Genomic DNA, 16,846 nt, shown 5'->3' on the forward strand with positions numbered 1-16,846 from the left:
CCTCAATTATTCGAAATCTCTCTTTACTGTAACTGGTATAACACCTTTCTCAAATTCCATTGTAGCGATGCGCAATGAATCAGTGCTCTCATCTTCAATAAGTATCGGAGCCTCCATTGCTATCTGAAGTGATCTTGCACCGATAATCCTTGCACGCTCGTATCTGGTATAGTTCTCTTTGCTCAACTGATCACCTTATAAAAAGTCCGTCATTAAAAGAACAAATCGGATGTATAGACAAGTAATATCATATTAACAAATAACCACGAAGCAAAAGCAGTTATGTTGATCTGTTATTTTGGTTTGTTAAATGTGAAAGTGGTTATTCGGAATCCCTCCGAATATGGTCATACACGATATCTGCCCCAATCAGTGATCCTTAAAAGGGTATCATGGGACCGCTGAGATTTGAACTCAGGTACCGGCGTGGTTCGCACAGACTTGTAAGAAGAGCCGTGTCCCGAACGCCGAAGGATGGTCCAGGCTACCCTACGGTCCCTTCACTGATATGGAGCCATCATATCGACAAGGTTGACGTGTGCGAGGAACATACGCCTGCAGCAATACCTTGTGAAATTAAGATCATCAAGGACTGTAGCAGGGTCTTCGCCCTCCTTTACACGCCGGTCGTACTCTTCCCAGCTTCCTGCAATTACTTTTCCACATGTGAAACAGCGAACTGGAATCATTAGTACCTACCTTACCTGTAAGATTTCTGATATTTAGCGCGAGCACCAGGTCCACCGAACTTCTTGGTCTCCTTCTGTCTGGAGTCGTTTACCAGAAGGTTCCTGTCGTATGCCATGAAAGCATCTCTCAGGTCGGTGTCGTTGGTCCACTCAACAATGCCTCTTGCGATAGCTGTCCTGATCGCATTTGCCTGGCCCATGATTCCGCCTCCGCTTACCTTAACGTCGATGTCAAGGCTGGAAACAGAATCGGATGCCAGCATAAGAGGTTCGAGTATTTTGAGCTTTGCAAATTCAGGCTCATAGATCTCAACAGGTTTCTTGTTGATCCTTGCCTTACCTGTACCTGCAGAGACTGTTGCGCGTGCAATTGCAGTCTTGTTCTTACCTGATGAATTAACAACTTTAGTAGACATGAATAAATCTCCCTTAGAACTTTCCGCCCAGTTTGCGGCTTACATCACCGATGGTCACATACTTGTTAGAACTTAAGCGTGTCATGTTTGCTCCATCGACAGTTGTAAGTTCTGCGTCCTTGTACTCAGCAGGAATTCCTACGTAGATCTTAAGGTTAGCCATTGCTTCCCTTCCCCTTGGGCGCTTGTATGGAAGCATTCCCCTGACGGTCCTCTTGAGGATCCTGTCTGGTCTTTTTGGGAAGTATGGACCGAATTCACGTGTGCCCATGTTCCTGATCTCATCATACTCTTCAAAAGTGGTTACCTTTGAACCTGAGATCACAGCATTCTCGGCATTTACAATTGCGATCTCCTCGCCTGAAAGCAGTCTCTTTGCAACGTTACTTGCAAGCCTGCCCATAATTAAACCATTTGCATCGATTACTGTCATTTGAAACACCTCACTTCATGATCCTGATACCAGAACCTGCCGGGTTTTCTTCCAGAGCCTGTTCGATGGTCATGCACTTTCCACCTGCATTTGTGATCTTGTCAATGGCAGTTGCGCTGAAACCAAGTGCTGCAACAGTTACAGCGTGACCCAGTACACCGGCGCCCAATACCTTTCCAGGAATCATTACCAGTTCGTTCTCTGATGTGTACCTGTTGAGCTTGCTCAGATTTACCTCAGCATAGTTCCTGCCAGGTGTTTCGAGCCTCTTTGCGATATCTCTCCAGATAGGTGCCTCGTTCTCACGTGCTGAATCCTTCAGCACTGCAATCAACGATGGAATCCTTGGATTAGTTTTCCTTGAGATTTTTACTTGTGTTTTTTTTCCCATAATGTCCCTCCGCAAGATTTTCTTACTCACGCATTTCTGCGTTCGAACATCTTTGAAGACATGCCAGTCAATAATTAACTGGAGTTGCACATAATTATATTAATAGTACATAAAGATTATGCGAATTTGATTTTATATATGGCAGAATATAATATTATTCAGAGATCCCGGAAACTCTTTGATAGATCTCATCAAAGAGATCACCTGCATCACACCCCATTTCATGAGCAACCAGCACTGCAGCAACTTCCGCATCAACAAGACCTGACAGAGAATCCTGTTTGACATTTATACGGGATACGACCTCTTTTTTACTTATACCACCATTTGTCACCAGAATATCCATGATCTTCTCAATATTGCCTTTTTCCCGAAAGAGGTCGGCAGATGGCTTGAAACCTGCAGGAACATCAATGGCATCAGCATCCATATTGAGGACAAGCATCCCACCATCTATCCTCAGGAGAGATGACATGATCGCCTGATCCCTTACCTTTGATGCCTGTGCCGGAGACATCCACTTGAGATCGAAGGATAAGGAAAACTCAAAATCCTTTATAGAAAGGGATGATGTGGCACTCTTTTTGAAAGGTGATACTACCACCAGACTGAGTTCGTCCATCATGCACCACGTCGAAGTTCATCTATAATAGTATCTGCCACCCTTCCACATTCGGTACGTTCCTGACCGTCTATGTGATTGATCCTCAGGGTAAGTACCTCTGACTCAAGGATCGCCCGCACAAGATAAACATCACCTTTTAAAGGTACACGATTATACTTCCCGTCGAGGTAACTATACGTAAGGGTCACCCTGAAATCAATTATCCCTTCAGGTTCGATCGTATCGATCATAGAGTCCACGGTCTCATAATTAAGAGGAGCGAAATCCAGCCCGTTCATAGCGATCTCAACACCAATCTCCCTTTTGGCCTGAATACGATGTCCTTTCTTGGTCGTGGATTCGGTCACGAACATTCCGAACTTGCCATCCATACCAGCCATGACCCTCACAAAATAAGGGAGGTCGGAATAGTAACGGTGCTTTTGCTCGAACTGAACCTCTCTGTGAGGAAATCGGTGATATACTCGCTTTCTCATCATATGTGATCAATACTCCCATTTGATCCTGAAATGCAGCACGGGACATCAAGCCCGTGCTTTGGTGACATCGGATTAAAGTGTCACAAGTGTTGCATCGATTATGCCATCAATTCCACGGATCTCATCAAGGATATCCTCGGAAACCTCAGCATCTACATTCAATGCCATTATAGTCTGTCCGCCAACTTCTGCACGGCCTACCTGCATACCGGAGATATTGATATTGTTAGCTCCAAGTGCCAGGCAGCATGGTCCGATCACATTCGGACGGTTGATATGGTTGGAAACGATCATGAAACCTTTTGGAACGATATCCACGTGCTGACTGTCGATGGTTATGATCTTTGCTTCATTTCCGACTACAGCACCTGTAACAGACCTTGAAACGGAATCCTGATACAACTTGATACTGATAGCAGAAGCATACTCATCAGAGGTCTCTGACTTACTTTCTACAACCTCGACATCCCTTGACTTTGCAAGAGCCGGTGCATTCACATAGTTCACAGCAGAGCCTAATGCGACCTCTAGAACACCCTTGAGAGCAGCAACTGTCACAGCTCTTGTGTCCTTCTCAGAGATCTCACCCTTGTAGGAGATCTCGATCTTATCATAATTTGTATCAAGGAGCTGTGCTACTGCACTTCCAAGGGTCTCTGCCAGACCTATGTACGGAGCCAGTACTGCCATTACATCAGGTTTGACTGAAGGAATGTTGATAGTATTACGGGCTGAGCCACCATTGAGGACAGAGATGACCTCTTCAGCAACGGAAACTGCAACATTTACCTGTGCCTCTTCGGTAGAAGCACCAAGGTGAGGTGTCACAATAACATTGTCAAGGTCAATGAAAGGACAGTCAAATGGTGGTTCACTTGTGAACACATCGATAGCAGCGCCTGCGATCTTGCCTGCTTTAAGTGCATCTGCAAGAGCCTCCTCATTAATGATACCACCACGGGCACAATTGATGACCCTGGCATTGCCTTTCATCATATCGAACTGCGCTGCGTCAAGGATATTGCGGGTCTCTTTTGTAAGTGGCGTGTGAACAGTAATGAAGTCAGCCCTCTTTGCAATATCATCAACAGTAGTAAGCTCCACACCCATAGACTTTGCACGTTCCTCTGTGACAAAAGGATCATAGCCAAGAATATCCATTTCCATTCCCTGTGCACGTTTAGCAACTTCAGCACCAATACGACCAAGACCAATGACACCGAGTGTCTTGCCGTTTACCTCAACACCCATGAAGTTCTTACGTTCCCACTTCTTTGCCTTAAGGGAAGCATTTGCCTGAGGGATGTTCCTTGCCATTGACATCATCATTGCGATCGTGTGCTCTGCTGCTGAGAGCATGTTACCTTCAGGGGCGTTCACAACAATAATACCCTTTTCAGTTGCAGCATCAATATCGATGTTGTCCACACCAACACCGGCCCTTCCAACGATCTTAAGGTTGTCTGCAGCCTCAATGACCTTTTTTGTAACCTGCGTACCGCTGCGGATCACGAGAGCATCAAAATCTACGATCTTCTCTACAAGCTCGTCCTCAGAGAGGCCTGTTGAGACATCGACATTAAAATGCTCCTGAAGTTTTGAAACTCCTTCTTCTGATAATGAATCACTTATCAATACTTTCATTTTTGTATCTCCGGATATGATCAATGATCTGTGATCTAGATATGGACACTAACTGCTGTTTATGTATGTCCAATAATGATAAACTGTGTCCTTCAACTATCATAAAACACATCCTTCTAAATATAACTAACTATGCTGCACAACACTGTAACAGGCAGGATTATGGAGAAAAGATACCCATTTCAAAACAATAAGATAAATGAAAATAAATAAAGTATTAAAGGACCATCCGGCCCTTCAGTTGATCATTTTCATTTGATATAAAGCCCACAGCGACATGCACCGCGTGTCTCAACATCACGACTGCGTGCAGCACATGGACAGATTATCTTTTTATCCTTTTCCACATCACCGGATCTCTTCTGGCAGAAGCAGTAGTATTCACCAAATTCACGCTTGTTGTTGCAGATACCCTTCACAGCAGTAACGATCACATCATAATCAGTGTTCAGCTTATATCCGGTAGCTTCTGCATTTTTCTTTGATCTCTGATAAAATTCTTCCTCGAGTTCGCCCTCAAATTTCATTTATTCTCACTTCCTTTTAGTCAATAGATATATTCAATAATTTATTCAATTGGTCATACTCAATTATCTTTGCCTGAATGGTCTGACTCAACTGCTTTTCTTCAGTGCAAGTTCGGCAAGCCTGATACCAAGCTCTCTGCAAGCCCTGAGATCATCTTCATAAGGCCTGTACTTTGCCTGCAAACCGGGTTCAATTATATCGAACCGGGCCTTCTCCAGGATCTCCTCAATACCTTTTACAGCACCGCCACCCCAGCCATATGAGCCGAACACAACAGCACTTTTATCCTTAGGACGAAGGCCCCTCATGTATGTCAGGAAACCCGACACGGTATAGAACATGGTGCCATGCATCGTAGGCGATCCAATAGCAATCACCGGAGAGAACATCAGTTCCTTTACCATCATGCTCCAGTCGTTCTTGCGCAGATGGAAAAGTCTGGCCTCGACACCGCCTTCACGAACACCCTCAAGGATCTCCTTTGCCATTATCTCAGTACTGTTCCACATAGTATCATAAATAATCAGCACTTTTGGAACGACCTCCTTCTGAGCCCATTTTAGGTAGGCATCGATGATACGGGAAGGATCCTCCCTCCAGATCACCCCATGTGAAGGAGCTATCATGTCGAACTCAAGACCAAGTTCCGTGACCTTCTCGGCATACTTAATCACCTTTGACCCGAATGGCATCAGGATATTGGCATAATAGATGGCAGCATCTTCCATCGCCCCGCCCTCCACTTCATCCTCGAACCTTGTGGATGTAGCAAGATGCTGTCCGAAAGCATCGTTGGAGAACAATATCTTATCCCCTTTCAGGTATGTCTGCATGCTGTCCGGCCAGTGCAGCATTGGCGTCTCAATGAACATCAGGGTACGGGAACCGAGATTAAGCTCATCGCCGGTTTCCACTACCTCAAAATCCCAGTTACTGCATCCGCCTGACTCATAATATTCATTCAATCCGGCCTTTCCATGCTTTGTGCAAAAGACCTTTGCATCTTTTGCAATTTCCATGAGCGCAGGCAGGCCGCTGGAGTGATCCATCTCCACGTGATTCGAGATCACATAATCGATCCGGGAAGGGTTTACGATCCTGCGGATCCTTTCGATCATTTCAGAGGCAAACTCAGCCTTTACAGTATCTATAAGGGTTATCTTTTCGTCAATTATAAGATAAGCATTATAGGTGCCTCCCCTGGGAGTCGCATAGCCATGGAAGTCGCGCAGGTTCCAGTCAATCGCTCCAACCCAGTAGATGCCCTTTGCGATCTCAAGGTTCTCATCTTTCTGGTCCATCAAATAACCTCTGAAACTATTCAGCAGATCATGTCTGCATCCTGAAGCCTGTAACTGTTGCAAGCAAACCATCGATCAGGTCATAATGACCTCTTTCAACTGCTGCAAGCTTTTCGAAGAACTCACGCTGATCAGGGTCAGAAGATACGCTGGAAAACATCAGATAAAGATCTTCAGTCTTTCTTTCAAGCCTCATGGCAGCCAGCATCACACCAACCTCACCAAGCTTGTCCTCGGTGAACTCTGAAGCGAATGCTTCCCTGAAATCAGGTACATTCGATTCTTCCTCGATGGATAGTGCCTCACCTTTCAGATAGCTCTGCAGATACTGAGCATGCTTCTTCTCCTCTTCTGCAAGGTAAAGGAACATATCTTTGGCAGCAGGGTCTTTAGCAGCTTCTGCAAATTCCAGGTAAAAGTCTCTCCCCTGATCCTCAAAAGATATTCCAAGCTTTACTGCATCTTCAACAGAACCTATGTCGCCCACATTAGAGAATTCATCTGATACATCCTGAATAATACCATCTCCTTATATTGTATATTGCCAAAGAAATAACAGGCATATGTAGACACCTGTATTTGTTTTCCCCATCGGTACAGAAATAAGATTTCCCAAAGAAGAAACGGTTTTCACGACTTAAAAACTTTTCTGACATCAGAAGACTGTATTAAACTTGAATAGTTTTATAAAAGAGTTATTTTTTAGAAAGCTTTTTATGAGACTGTAAACATTAGGACAATGCATAACGATTATATATTTTATATCATGAATATTGTTCACTTTAGTTAAGAGGAAGTGTTATGGACAAAATAAAGATCGCAATCGTGGGAGTCGGTAACTGCGCCAGTTCACTGATCCAGGGCCTTGAATACTATAAAGACAAAGCGGAAAAAGATGCGATAGGACTGATGCATTGGGATATCGGCGGGTACAAGCCTTTTGATATTGAAGTAGTAGCGGCATTCGACATCGACGAGAGAAAGGTCGGAAAGGATGTTGCAGAAGCTATTTTTGCACCCCCTAACTGCACAACGGTATTTTGTTCCGACATACCAGAGACCGGCGTAAAGGTCACAATGGGTAACATCAAGGACGGAGTTTCCGAACATATGGTCAACTACGATGACGATTACAGGTTCATACCTTCAAATGAGGAAGAGTCCTCAGATGAAAAGATCGTGTCCGTGTTGAAGGATTCCGGCGCACAGATCCTTTTGAACTTCCTCCCGGTAGGTTCTGAAATTGCAACCCGCTTCTATGCACAGTGTGCACTGGATGCAGGCATTGCCCTTGTCAACAACATGCCGATCTTCATTGCCAGTGACCCTGAATGGGCAAAGAAGTTCGAAGAGAAGGGAATTCCTATCATAGGAGATGACATAAAAGCACAGCTTGGAGCGACAATCACCCACAGGACCCTTGCAGACCTGTTCAGGAAAAGGGGTGTCAAAGTTGAAAGGACATACCAGCTTAACACTGGCGGTAACACCGATTTCCTTAACATGCTCAACAGGAACAGGCTTTCTTCCAAGAAGACATCTAAGACAGAAGCTGTACAGTCCGTTCTTGCAGAGAGACTTGAAGATCATAACATTCATGTCGGACCAAGCGATTACGTACCATGGCAGCAGGACAACAAGCTATGCTTCCTGAGAATGGAAGGTAAGCTCTTCGGAGATGTGCCAATGAACCTTGAACTTCGCCTTTCAGTGGAAGATTCACCAAACTCCGCAGGCGTTGTCATCGATGCTATCCGCTGCTGCAAGATCGCATTGGAAAGAGGAACAGGCGGAATACTTTACTCCCCTGCATCATACTTCATGAAGCACCCTCCAAAGCAGTTCCCTGATGATGATGCGTTCCGCATGACAAACGAGTTCATCGAAGGCAAGAGAGAGAACTAATACTCAAATGTCCTCACCCCCTGCCAGCCCGAGACCCCTTGTTTACGGGGTTGACTTCAGCGGATCAAAGACCGCATGTAAGAAGATATGGGTCAGCAGGGGCACAATACACAACAGAACACTTCACATCGATAGTTGTTGCCCGATCTCTGAGCTGATGCCCGAAGACATCGGTAAAGAAAGGGACAACTGCCTTTCTTTTCTCCGCAAACTCATTTCAACCGAAGCGAAAGCTATCTTCGGCCTTGACCTTTCAATGGGACTACCCGAAGCACTTAACAATGACCATAACTGGGAAAACTCCATACTCAACTTTTCTAAAACGTACAAGTCTCCCGAAGACTTTCGCACCAAATGCCGCAATAGTATGGGCAATAAAGAAGTCAAGCGCAAGACTGAAATTCAGAAAAAAGCCCCATTTTGCACATATAATCTCAGGCTTTACAAACAAACGTACTATGGGATCAGGTACATCATCGAACCACTACTAAAGAAAGGATCTGCACGCATAATTCCAATACAGGAACCACACCCTGAAAAGGCATTGCTGGCAGAGGTCTGCCCTGCCTGCACCCTAAAGAGGAAAGATATCTACATACCCTACAAAGGAAAGAACAAAAGGGAACTGGAAAACCGCCGCATGATACTGTCTGCCATGAAGACATGGAACATAGAACTTGAAGATCATGTCGTTGAAGCGGCCCTTAAGGACACAGAGGCTGATGCCCTTGATAGCATACTTGCAGCATACGCAGCATATAGTGCCCTACAGAGAATGGATGAGCGTGCATCCTTAGCAAAAGAGTACATCTCAGAAGGAATGATCTACGATTGAGGAACAATTCAAACAAAAACTAAGACAAAGATAAAGATCAAAACGGTAGCATTTCAAATGAGGAACGATCGGGTCCGATCAAAATCGATAATAAATATATGATCAGGAGGGATATCCCCCCAATCCGAATAGTCAGATTCAGTCGGGCTTTTCCAGGCCTACAAGAGCATAGAGGTCTTCAGGCTTCTCAAGCAATGTGATGTTCTCCATCTGTGCGAGTTTTTCCGAATTGGAAACATCAACCTCACGCATCTTAAGGGTCATCTTCTTTCCATTTGGTGCAAACGTATCCACAGTTCCTCTTTTCTGGTCAACTGCCAGAATATAAATTGGAGTGTCGCCCTTGGCAGTCTGTGCAACCACATTCGTTACCAGGGTATCTGCAATACCATAGACCATCTTGGCAACACTGTTGGCAGTAGCCGGTGCGATGATAAGGGCATCATAATGGCCGACCTGAAGAGGTCCGGCAATGAAGGGAGAGTTCGGGCCTGCATCGGTCTTGAAGTTAGGGAAATCCCTCTGGATATCATCCCACATACGATACCATTTCATCACGGTTTCCCCTTCCTTTGAAAGGAATACCATGAACTCAATGTCAGTCCGTTCCTTGATATCATGCATTACATCATAGGTCTCTTTGATCTGATCCCCGGAGCCGGTAATACCCCATGCTATACGTTTCATGTTACAACCTCGTGATCAATAGTTTTCAGCCTTTAGCTCAAAATATCCCTGTGGATGTGCACATGCAGGACATTCCTCAGGAGGTTCAGGACCTTCGTGGATGTATCCGCAGTTGCGGCATCTCCATGCAACAGTACCGTCCTTCCTGAAGACCATCTCATGATCCATGTTGTCAGCAAGTTTGCGGTAGCGCTCTTCATGGCCTTGCTCTGCTATAGCTATGTGCCTGAACACATCTGCGATCTCAGGGAAACCTTCCTTCTCAGCCACTTCTGCAAACTCAGGATACATTGTAGTATGCTCGTAGTTCTCACCATCAGCAGAAGCTTCGAGGTTGGCCCTTGTGTCAGCGATGATGCCTGCAGGATAGGAAGCCGTTATCTCCACCTCGCCGCCTTCAAGGAACTTGAAGAGTCTTTTTGCATGTTCCTTCTCATTGTCAGCGGTTTCAGCAAAGATAGCAGATATCTGATGGTATCCTGCCTTCCTTGCGACTGATGCAAAGTAGGTATACCTGTTCCTTGCCTGCGATTCACCTGCAAAGGCCTTCAGCAGGTTCTTTTCAGTTTCACTTCCTTTTAGATCCATATAATTCACCTCATTTGATCATAATTTCGAACAACATTGTTAATAAATACTTCTTAGAAGCCAACAAGTGCTTCCTTCTTTATCTGGCCCTTAGGTACACCCATGTTAAGCAACAATTCCTCTGTTGCTTTCATCATTGCCGGAGGACCACATACATAGATCACACGATCCATGAAATCAGGGATGTAGTCCATGATAATAGTATCACATATGCGTCCTTTACAGCCAGGCCAGTCATCTTCCGCCCTGGTAAGAGTATGAACGACCTTAAGGTTGGAATGTTCATTATCCATTTCATCAAGTTCTTCCCTGAAAGCAATGTCTTCAGCAGTCTTATTGCTGCTCAGGATAATGAGATCCGTGCCGGTCTTCTTGTCACTGCAATATCTGCAGATACTGATCATAGGAGTTATACCTATACCACCACTGATCAGGGCGATCTTATCGAACTCACCCTCGAAAGTGAACCTTCCATACGGACCATTTACGGCCAGGACATCACCAACTTCCATGGCATCAAGAGCATCAGAGAACTCATGTCCGGTGAGCTTCTTGGTAAATTCCAGAAATCCCTTTTCAGTAGGACTGCTTGAGATCGTGAAAGGCTTACGCTGAATTTCCCCATCCACAGGAATGCTTACAAAAAAATACTGTCCGGCCTTATACTCAAAATCTTCAGGCCTTTCGAACCTGAAGCTCTTAACGTCATAGGTCTGCTGTATAATTTCAGTAATAGGTGCTTCAAATTCCATTTATTCATCCTCCACAGATGCTTTCTTCACCATTTGAGCGGTCCGGATCAGCTTACGAACGGTCTTTCGCATGCTTCTCAGACCTTCCTCGTCCTCTTCTATGCCCTCAGCACCCTTATCCTGTGACCAGAAAGTGCCTCCAAGATTGGAACCAAAGGAACCGCCTGAGACCGGAAGCATCTCACTGATGATGTAAAAGTTGTGGATCGTCTGCAATGCAGGCTCCTGACCGCCAACGCGATCTCCACCGTCGGCCATTCCTGCACCTACCTTGTTAAGGAAGACCTTTGGATCACGGGCAACCACAGCACGGCACCTGTCCATCATGACCTTTGTCTGACCACTGATTGTTCCCTGGTAAACAGGAGTACCGATGATCCAGGCATCTGCCCATTGCATCTTTTCATAGAGTTCCAGCATATCGTCCTTATGAATGCAGCCCTGTTTGGTCCGGACGCAATGGTCACAATGGATACAGAACTTCAGGTCCTTTCCTTTTGCAGAGAAATAATCAGTTTCCACATCAAATTTCTCCTCTGCGAACTTCAGGGCTTCCCTGACCATATGATCAGTCCCCTTCTTTCGGGGACTTCCGGATATTCCAAGAAGTTTAATTGAATTACCAGATATGTTAATTCCTCCAACGTTATTCTTTGGCCCTTAAGATACCAATTGCTGCGACCAGGGATATTACAAGCAGGAGACCAGTGAATCCTGGTGTTCCGTTAGATGGGACATCAGCTTCACCATTGATGGAACCATAGTCTTTGGCCATATCGATCACCGGAACATCATAGGTACCTTCACCAAACAGTTCATCTACCATATCCTGAGATGCAGAACGATATAATAACTTTGCTTCAACGAGTATAGGGTCTGCGGCATCCTCAGGCATTACAAAGGAATGGGATTCAACTTCTGTTTCTTTAGGAAGGATCCTGTTATCTGAAATAATGGATTCAGCCTCCCAGAGCTTGTCAGTTATTTCCCCGTCAGCATCGGCAAGAACTGTATGATAGATGACTGCATCTTCGATAGTTCCTTCTGAGTCAAACTGGCCAGAACTGTACAACATCTTGCCTTCGGCATCGGTAACAGACACCTCAAGCCACATCTGCCTTACCTCGGTAATTCCTGTTGGAAGCTTATGACCGGCACCGGAATTAGTAATCGAAACGTCAATAGTAACCTCGTCACCAGGGACTGCTTCTTCTGGCACGGAGACATCGAGCGTTGCAGCCTTCTGAAGCGTCTCCACGGCCTTTTCACCGTACATACCATCACTGAGCTCTTCCAGCATGAAAACATTTCCTCCGACGATCTCATGTATTGATATATGATCCCTCTTAGATGCACCGGATGCGGCTCTGCCCGGGTTTGCCTCGAATTGCGTTATTCCCGGAGTCATATGACAGTCCTGACATGTGACCTCATCTTCAGCATACTGGCTCTCAGACCAGGAAGTGTATGTATCATCAAGAGGCAAGCCATTGAACGGGCTGTTCACATTATGACACATCCCACAATACTCAGCCTCAGTATAAAACTCATTGAACTCGGATTCATGGGCAGCTGATGGCGCATCGTCATGTGGTCCCCACTTCACCTCCCCGGGAGTGGAAACAAATGCACCATTTCCAACATCACCTTCAGGAACAGTATGACAGAAATCACACTGGACACCTTCAAGAGCCACATCACTCGCCATTGAATTATCGATAGGAGGTATCTCGCCGCCCATAACACCTATTGGAGAATGGCAGCGCACACAGAACTCATCGGTCTGTCCGCCGGTGTCTTCACTGGCCATAACCAACTCAGCCTGATAGAGCGGATCAGTATAAGCATAAGCATGCATGCTTCCCTCCCACTGGCTGCGTATTATGGCATGACAGTTAGCGCACTTTGAATGACCGTCGAAGTCTTCCGAATCAACTTCACCAAACCCTGTAGGTTCTACTGCAACAGCAGACCCTGCGACCAACAGGATGAACGATATGAACAGTAACAGGACAGAACAAAGATGAGCAGACCTTATATTAAATCCTCCTAGATTCGTTATTGATTATAATAATTTGATAATAAGTGGAATTATAATAAAAGGAAGGAAGGTCCTAAAGAAAAGAAGGAAGCACATAAGAATGCATTCCTTAATTGAACCATACCTTCATACCCACTTACAAGCGAGTTTCTGATTTATTTTAACAATTTCAGCGCATCACGGCATGCTGCAACAGCAGGTGCTCCTGAAGTGATGGAAATAACTTCCATTGTTTCCATAATTTCTTCTTTTGTAGCACCATGTTTTAATGCGCTTCTCATCTGAGCCACAGTACATGATTCGCATTGCTTGGATGCTACTACAGCAAGTGCCATCAGGATCTTTGTCTTTGCCGGGAGAGCACCGTCGGTCAGTATCTTGTGATCACATCTGGTATATTTCCTGACAAACTGAGGATCAATAGACTCCAGTGTTTCAAGAACTTTAGGAGTAAAACCCATCTTTTCCCCAATACTTTCAATTACTTCTCTGCTTTCACTCATTATGAACACTTCCTTTTGAATTAGAATATGATTACGGACCTAATCACACACAGAATCCTTCATCTACTACATTGCCCAAGCAATAGTTGCACATGTTCCTTGGAAGTCCATTGTGCAGGTGTTTGACATGAGGCGGCTTCCCGACAGAAACAGGGAGAATCAGTTCTTTTGAATGATCCATACAAAGAGCTTTTCCACATACGATGCAAACAGCTACAGCTTCAGTTTCTTTGCCTTCTTCCATACAGTCATAACATTTTGTCATCATGATCACCTCAATTGTTCTCCACCAGAGCATAATGGCATTTCGTGCACAATATCTTAAGCTGTGGATCCACATCCTTTAGTTTACATGATTCGCCCATGCACCTGAGCTTGACATCAAACTCACCATCCCATAGAGGTATTTTCTCACGCTTAAGATGGTCTTTACAAACTCCTTCACCACATACGATACAGATACCTACGGCATCTGTGTCTTTTCCGTTCTTTGCACATTCATAACATTTCATTAGATCACCTGATGTCTTTTCGAAAAGGTGCTTTTCCAATAGTGTTCAAAGTCTATACTTTACAGGATTTTTCCAGGAAAATCAGCAATAATTCCCTGAGAATTATCTCCAGACACATTGAAAGAAATGTTTGATAGCTACCTTTAGAATTCCACCAACACAGTTCCCAAATGCATTGAAAGATAACCCCGGAAAGTCCCTGTAACCACATCACATGGATTCGTAATTACTCTTAAAAATACGTTAGATACATATTTATGCATATCGGTATTGAACACAATAGACCACAACAGGACTGTAAGAAGTCTGCAGGACAGGTGAAAAATAGATCATCTTTGAAAATATGAGATGAAAACTATAATTTTTAAGTAGATGTTACGGAAATTTCCACAAACAGAGATTGAGCTTAGCATAAATAATAACCAGACGTTCGGGATAAACCAATAAGGTTTTAATGTATGCATGTAATCCTGAATAGCATTATTAAATTGGAGGATTTAAATGACATTCGGAATAGAATTCGTGCCAAATGATCCAGTGCTTAAGATCGCACACTACGCAAAGCTCGCAGAACAGCAGGGATTTGACAACGTGTGGATCACAGACCACTACAACAACCGTGACGTTTATTCAACACTGGCAGTTCTTGCCATGAACACAAACAGCATTAAGCTCGGTACCGGCGTTACAAACCCATACACCAGGAATGCAGCAATCACAGCTTCCAGTATCGGTGCTATTAACGAAATATCCGGCGGACGTGCAATCTTAGGTCTCGGCCCTGGTGACAAGGCAACCTTCGACGCAATGGGAATCTCCTGGGACAAGCCACTCACAACCACAAAGGAGAACATTTCCGCACTTCGTTCCTTCTTCGCAGGCGAAAAGGTCACAATGGACGGCGACATGGTCCAGTTCGGCGGCGCAAAGATGGCATTCAAGACCGGTGACGTACCTATCTACATGGGTGCACAGGGTCCAAAGATGCTCGAGCTCGCAGGAGAGGTCGCAGACGGTGTACTGATCAACGCATCACACCCAAAGGACTTTGAAGTAGCAGTCAAGCAGATCACCGCTGGTGCACAGAAAGCAGGCAGGGATCCAAAGGATGTAGACGTAGCAGCATACGCATGCTTCTCCATCGACAAGGACGCTGCAAAGGCAAGAAGCGCAGCAAAGATCGTTGTAGCTTTCATCGTTGCAGGTTCACCTGACATGGTCCTCGAGCGCCACGGCATTGATGTCGCTGCAAAGGCAGACATCGGCGGAGCAATCGCAAAGGGCGACTTCGGAGCACTCATGGGCGACATGGTCACAAACGACATGATGGATGCATTCTCCATTTCCGGTACACCAGACGACTGTAAGGCAAGGATCAACGAATTGCTTGACATCGGTGTAACCCAGATCGTTGCAGGTTCCCCAATCGGACCAAACAAAGAAAAAGCAATAAAACTCATCGGAAAGGAGATCATCGGAGGAAACTGATGGTCCATCCAAAAATTATGGACGTCATCAATTTTGACGTCTGTACTGCTTGTGGGGCATGCGTATCAGCATGTCCTGCCGGTGCAATAACAATGGGCAAGGCTGCGGAGATCCGCGACCCTGACAACCTTGAGCTTTACACACAAGGTGCTGCTCCAAATGTATGTGAGGGATGTCTTACATGCAGCAGGATCTGTCCTGTAGTGGACGGTTACTACGAAGACGAGTTCGCAAATGTCAGAAGCTTCCTTGCTGCAAAGAGCAACATTGCCGGTCAGGACGGCGGTGTTACCTCAGCTATTGCACGGTCACTCCTAAGACAGGGTGAGATCGACTGTGTTGTCGGTATCACTATGAACGAAAAATGGGAAACCGAGCTTGAACTCTTCACAAATGCGGAAGATGTCGAGAAAGCCAAAGGTACAAAGTACACATATGATTCCGTTCTTTCAGCTCTGAGAGATCCATTCAACGAGTATGAAAAGATCGCTGTGATCGGTGTACCATGTCAGGCACACGGTGCAAGGCTTATTTCCGAGAACGTCAACGACAAGATCGTCCTCATCATAGGTCTGCTCTGTATGGAGAGTTTCTACCATGATGTTATGCAGGAAAAGATCATCCCTGAGATCGTGGGCGTCAACATCGCAGATGTTAAGAAGATGGACTTCGGCAAAGGTAAGTTCTGGGCATACACCAAAGATGGTGAAGAGCACAGCGTGAAAATTGCAGAGGTAGCACCTCACGCAAGGAACCCATGCCACCACTGCAATGACTATACATCAGTCTTTGCTGACATCTCAGTAGGTTCAGTAGGTACCCCTGATGGCTGGAACTGTGTACTGCTACGCACCGATGCCGGTGAGAAGTACTTCAAGATGGTCGAAAGTGAACTTGAGTTCATGGAAGATCCAAAGCCAGGAATGGGACTTATCGAAAAGCTTGCAAAGATGAAACACGACAATAACTCTGAACACTACCTCGAAGTATGTGAGAAATTCTCATTCGACGATGGTGGATTCCGCTAAA

23 protein-coding genes and 1 tRNA gene are annotated in these 16,846 nt (G+C 45.2%); 4 read left to right on the top strand and 20 right to left on the bottom strand.

Features of this window, described 5'->3' with window-relative positions:
- Positions 1-6: 6 nt before the first annotated feature.
- From WOA13_RS04970 to WOA13_RS05025, 12 genes are all read right to left on the bottom strand, one after another.
- Positions 7-186 carry a DNA-directed RNA polymerase subunit K gene (locus WOA13_RS04970; RefSeq protein WP_048204788.1) on the bottom strand — a complete coding sequence of 60 codons (180 nt, stop codon included), beginning with the start codon at positions 184-186 and terminating at the stop codon, positions 7-9.
- A gap of 207 nt (positions 187-393) precedes the next feature.
- Positions 394-499: transfer RNA gene (locus WOA13_RS04975), tRNA-Pro, on the bottom strand.
- 1 nt (position 500) lies between these two features.
- Entirely contained in the window at positions 501-689 is a 189-nt protein-coding gene (locus WOA13_RS04980) for a DNA-directed RNA polymerase subunit N (protein ID WP_342126840.1), read from the bottom strand.
- Between the two features lie 11 nt (positions 690-700).
- Positions 701-1,105, bottom strand: coding sequence for a 30S ribosomal protein S9 (locus WOA13_RS04985; protein WP_342126841.1), 405 nt, complete (start codon positions 1,103-1,105; stop codon positions 701-703).
- A gap of 13 nt (positions 1,106-1,118) precedes the next feature.
- A complete protein-coding gene (locus tag WOA13_RS04990) occupies positions 1,119-1,538 on the bottom strand; it encodes a 50S ribosomal protein L13 (protein ID WP_048204785.1) in 420 nt (139 codons plus the stop codon).
- 10 nt (positions 1,539-1,548) lie between these two features.
- The gene (locus WOA13_RS04995; RefSeq protein WP_048204784.1) at positions 1,549-1,929 is read right to left on the bottom strand and encodes a 50S ribosomal protein L18e; all 381 of its coding nucleotides are present in this window, start codon (positions 1,927-1,929) and stop codon (positions 1,549-1,551) included.
- Positions 1,930-2,083: 154 nt separating this feature from the next.
- A complete protein-coding gene (locus WOA13_RS05000; protein WP_342126842.1) occupies positions 2,084-2,554 on the bottom strand; it encodes a DUF2240 family protein in 471 nt (156 codons plus the stop codon).
- Positions 2,551-3,033 carry a hypothetical protein gene (locus WOA13_RS05005; RefSeq protein WP_048204782.1) on the bottom strand — a complete coding sequence of 161 codons (483 nt, stop codon included), beginning with the start codon at positions 3,031-3,033 and terminating at the stop codon, positions 2,551-2,553. Before WOA13_RS05005 ends, WOA13_RS05000 begins: the two co-directional genes overlap by 4 nt.
- 72 nt (positions 3,034-3,105) lie before the next feature.
- The gene (serA, locus tag WOA13_RS05010; protein ID WP_342126843.1) at positions 3,106-4,677 is read right to left on the bottom strand and encodes a phosphoglycerate dehydrogenase; all 1,572 of its coding nucleotides are present in this window, start codon (positions 4,675-4,677) and stop codon (positions 3,106-3,108) included.
- 251 nt (positions 4,678-4,928) lie between these two features.
- Positions 4,929-5,204 (bottom strand): ferredoxin-thioredoxin reductase catalytic domain-containing protein, encoded by a 276-nt coding sequence (locus WOA13_RS05015; protein WP_342126844.1) that lies wholly within the window; start codon positions 5,202-5,204, stop codon positions 4,929-4,931.
- Positions 5,205-5,291: 87 nt separating this feature from the next.
- Positions 5,292-6,506, bottom strand: coding sequence for an FprA family A-type flavoprotein (locus tag WOA13_RS05020; RefSeq protein WP_342126845.1), 1,215 nt, complete (start codon positions 6,504-6,506; stop codon positions 5,292-5,294).
- 28 nt (positions 6,507-6,534) lie between these two features.
- Positions 6,535-6,993, bottom strand: coding sequence for a ferritin family protein (locus WOA13_RS05025; RefSeq protein WP_342126846.1), 459 nt, complete (start codon positions 6,991-6,993; stop codon positions 6,535-6,537).
- 314 nt (positions 6,994-7,307) lie between these two features.
- Here WOA13_RS05025 and WOA13_RS05030 point away from each other — a divergent pair, with 314 nt between their 5' ends.
- Together WOA13_RS05030 and WOA13_RS05035 are read left to right on the top strand one after the other, a co-directional pair.
- The gene (locus WOA13_RS05030) at positions 7,308-8,411 is read left to right on the top strand and encodes an inositol-3-phosphate synthase (protein ID WP_342126847.1); all 1,104 of its coding nucleotides are present in this window, start codon (positions 7,308-7,310) and stop codon (positions 8,409-8,411) included.
- Positions 8,412-8,418: 7 nt separating this feature from the next.
- On the top strand, positions 8,419-9,246 hold the full coding sequence (locus WOA13_RS05035; RefSeq protein WP_342126848.1) for a DUF429 domain-containing protein: 828 nt from the start codon (positions 8,419-8,421) through the stop codon (positions 9,244-9,246).
- Between the two features lie 138 nt (positions 9,247-9,384).
- Here WOA13_RS05035 and afpA read toward each other — a convergent pair whose 3' ends face one another.
- The 8 genes from afpA to WOA13_RS05075 form a co-directional block, all read right to left on the bottom strand.
- On the bottom strand, positions 9,385-9,933 hold the full coding sequence (gene afpA / locus WOA13_RS05040) for an archaeoflavoprotein AfpA (RefSeq protein WP_342126849.1): 549 nt from the start codon (positions 9,931-9,933) through the stop codon (positions 9,385-9,387).
- Between the two features lie 15 nt (positions 9,934-9,948).
- Complete coding sequence (gene rbr / locus WOA13_RS05045) at positions 9,949-10,521, bottom strand: rubrerythrin (protein ID WP_342126850.1); 573 nt, start codon at positions 10,519-10,521, stop codon at positions 9,949-9,951.
- A 53-nt stretch (positions 10,522-10,574) separates the two neighbouring features.
- On the bottom strand, positions 10,575-11,273 hold the full coding sequence (locus tag WOA13_RS05050; protein ID WP_342126851.1) for a ferredoxin--NADP reductase: 699 nt from the start codon (positions 11,271-11,273) through the stop codon (positions 10,575-10,577).
- The gene (locus WOA13_RS05055; protein ID WP_342126900.1) at positions 11,274-11,903 is read right to left on the bottom strand and encodes a flavodoxin family protein; all 630 of its coding nucleotides are present in this window, start codon (positions 11,901-11,903) and stop codon (positions 11,274-11,276) included.
- A gap of 16 nt (positions 11,904-11,919) precedes the next feature.
- Positions 11,920-13,257 carry a multiheme c-type cytochrome gene (locus tag WOA13_RS05060; protein ID WP_342126852.1) on the bottom strand — a complete coding sequence of 446 codons (1,338 nt, stop codon included), beginning with the start codon at positions 13,255-13,257 and terminating at the stop codon, positions 11,920-11,922.
- Between the two features lie 212 nt (positions 13,258-13,469).
- Positions 13,470-13,817 carry a carboxymuconolactone decarboxylase family protein gene (locus WOA13_RS05065; protein WP_342126853.1) on the bottom strand — a complete coding sequence of 116 codons (348 nt, stop codon included), beginning with the start codon at positions 13,815-13,817 and terminating at the stop codon, positions 13,470-13,472.
- A gap of 43 nt (positions 13,818-13,860) precedes the next feature.
- Complete coding sequence (locus tag WOA13_RS05070) at positions 13,861-14,085, bottom strand: DUF2180 family protein (protein WP_331454338.1); 225 nt, start codon at positions 14,083-14,085, stop codon at positions 13,861-13,863.
- A gap of 7 nt (positions 14,086-14,092) precedes the next feature.
- Entirely contained in the window at positions 14,093-14,329 is a 237-nt protein-coding gene (locus WOA13_RS05075; RefSeq protein ID WP_048204768.1) for a DUF2180 family protein, read from the bottom strand.
- 501 nt (positions 14,330-14,830) lie between these two features.
- On the opposite strand from WOA13_RS05075, the gene mer reads away from it, so the two are divergent.
- Both mer and fpoF read left to right on the top strand, forming a co-directional pair.
- The gene (mer, locus tag WOA13_RS05080; protein ID WP_048204767.1) at positions 14,831-15,817 is read left to right on the top strand and encodes a 5,10-methylenetetrahydromethanopterin reductase; all 987 of its coding nucleotides are present in this window, start codon (positions 14,831-14,833) and stop codon (positions 15,815-15,817) included.
- Positions 15,817-16,845, top strand: coding sequence for a F420H2 dehydrogenase subunit FpoF (fpoF, locus tag WOA13_RS05085; protein ID WP_342126854.1), 1,029 nt, complete (start codon positions 15,817-15,819; stop codon positions 16,843-16,845). Before mer ends, fpoF begins: the two co-directional genes overlap by 1 nt.
- The last annotated feature ends 1 nt before the right edge of the window (position 16,846 follow it).

Source organism: Methanococcoides sp. LMO-2, from assembly GCF_038432375.1.
GTDB classification, from domain to species: domain Archaea; phylum Halobacteriota; class Methanosarcinia; order Methanosarcinales; family Methanosarcinaceae; genus Methanococcoides; species Methanococcoides cohabitans.

Coding starts and splice junctions, on each gene's coding strand:
- WOA13_RS04980 (WP_342126840.1), bottom strand. CDS start 689: ATGATTCCAGTTCGCTGTTTCACATGTGGAAAAGTAATTGCAGGAAGC.
- WOA13_RS04985 (WP_342126841.1), bottom strand. CDS start 1,105: ATGTCTACTAAAGTTGTTAATTCATCAGGTAAGAACAAGACTGCAATT.
- WOA13_RS04990 (WP_048204785.1), bottom strand. CDS start 1,538: ATGACAGTAATCGATGCAAATGGTTTAATTATGGGCAGGCTTGCAAGT.
- WOA13_RS04995 (WP_048204784.1), bottom strand. CDS start 1,929: ATGGGAAAAAAAACACAAGTAAAAATCTCAAGGAAAACTAATCCAAGG.
- WOA13_RS05000 (WP_342126842.1), bottom strand. CDS start 2,554: ATGATGGACGAACTCAGTCTGGTGGTAGTATCACCTTTCAAAAAGAGT.
- WOA13_RS05005 (WP_048204782.1), bottom strand. CDS start 3,033: ATGATGAGAAAGCGAGTATATCACCGATTTCCTCACAGAGAGGTTCAG.
- serA (WP_342126843.1), bottom strand. CDS start 4,677: ATGAAAGTATTGATAAGTGATTCATTATCAGAAGAAGGAGTTTCAAAA.
- WOA13_RS05015 (WP_342126844.1), bottom strand. CDS start 5,204: ATGAAATTTGAGGGCGAACTCGAGGAAGAATTTTATCAGAGATCAAAG.
- WOA13_RS05020 (WP_342126845.1), bottom strand. CDS start 6,506: ATGGACCAGAAAGATGAGAACCTTGAGATCGCAAAGGGCATCTACTGG.
- WOA13_RS05030 (WP_342126847.1), top strand. CDS start 7,308: ATGGACAAAATAAAGATCGCAATCGTGGGAGTCGGTAACTGCGCCAGT.
- WOA13_RS05035 (WP_342126848.1), top strand. CDS start 8,419: ATGTCCTCACCCCCTGCCAGCCCGAGACCCCTTGTTTACGGGGTTGAC.
- afpA (WP_342126849.1), bottom strand. CDS start 9,933: ATGAAACGTATAGCATGGGGTATTACCGGCTCCGGGGATCAGATCAAA.
- rbr (WP_342126850.1), bottom strand. CDS start 10,521: ATGGATCTAAAAGGAAGTGAAACTGAAAAGAACCTGCTGAAGGCCTTT.
- WOA13_RS05050 (WP_342126851.1), bottom strand. CDS start 11,273: ATGGAATTTGAAGCACCTATTACTGAAATTATACAGCAGACCTATGAC.
- WOA13_RS05065 (WP_342126853.1), bottom strand. CDS start 13,817: ATGAGTGAAAGCAGAGAAGTAATTGAAAGTATTGGGGAAAAGATGGGT.
- WOA13_RS05070 (WP_331454338.1), bottom strand. CDS start 14,085: ATGATGACAAAATGTTATGACTGTATGGAAGAAGGCAAAGAAACTGAA.
- WOA13_RS05075 (WP_048204768.1), bottom strand. CDS start 14,329: ATGAAATGTTATGAATGTGCAAAGAACGGAAAAGACACAGATGCCGTA.
- mer (WP_048204767.1), top strand. CDS start 14,831: ATGACATTCGGAATAGAATTCGTGCCAAATGATCCAGTGCTTAAGATC.
- fpoF (WP_342126854.1), top strand. CDS start 15,817: ATGGTCCATCCAAAAATTATGGACGTCATCAATTTTGACGTCTGTACT.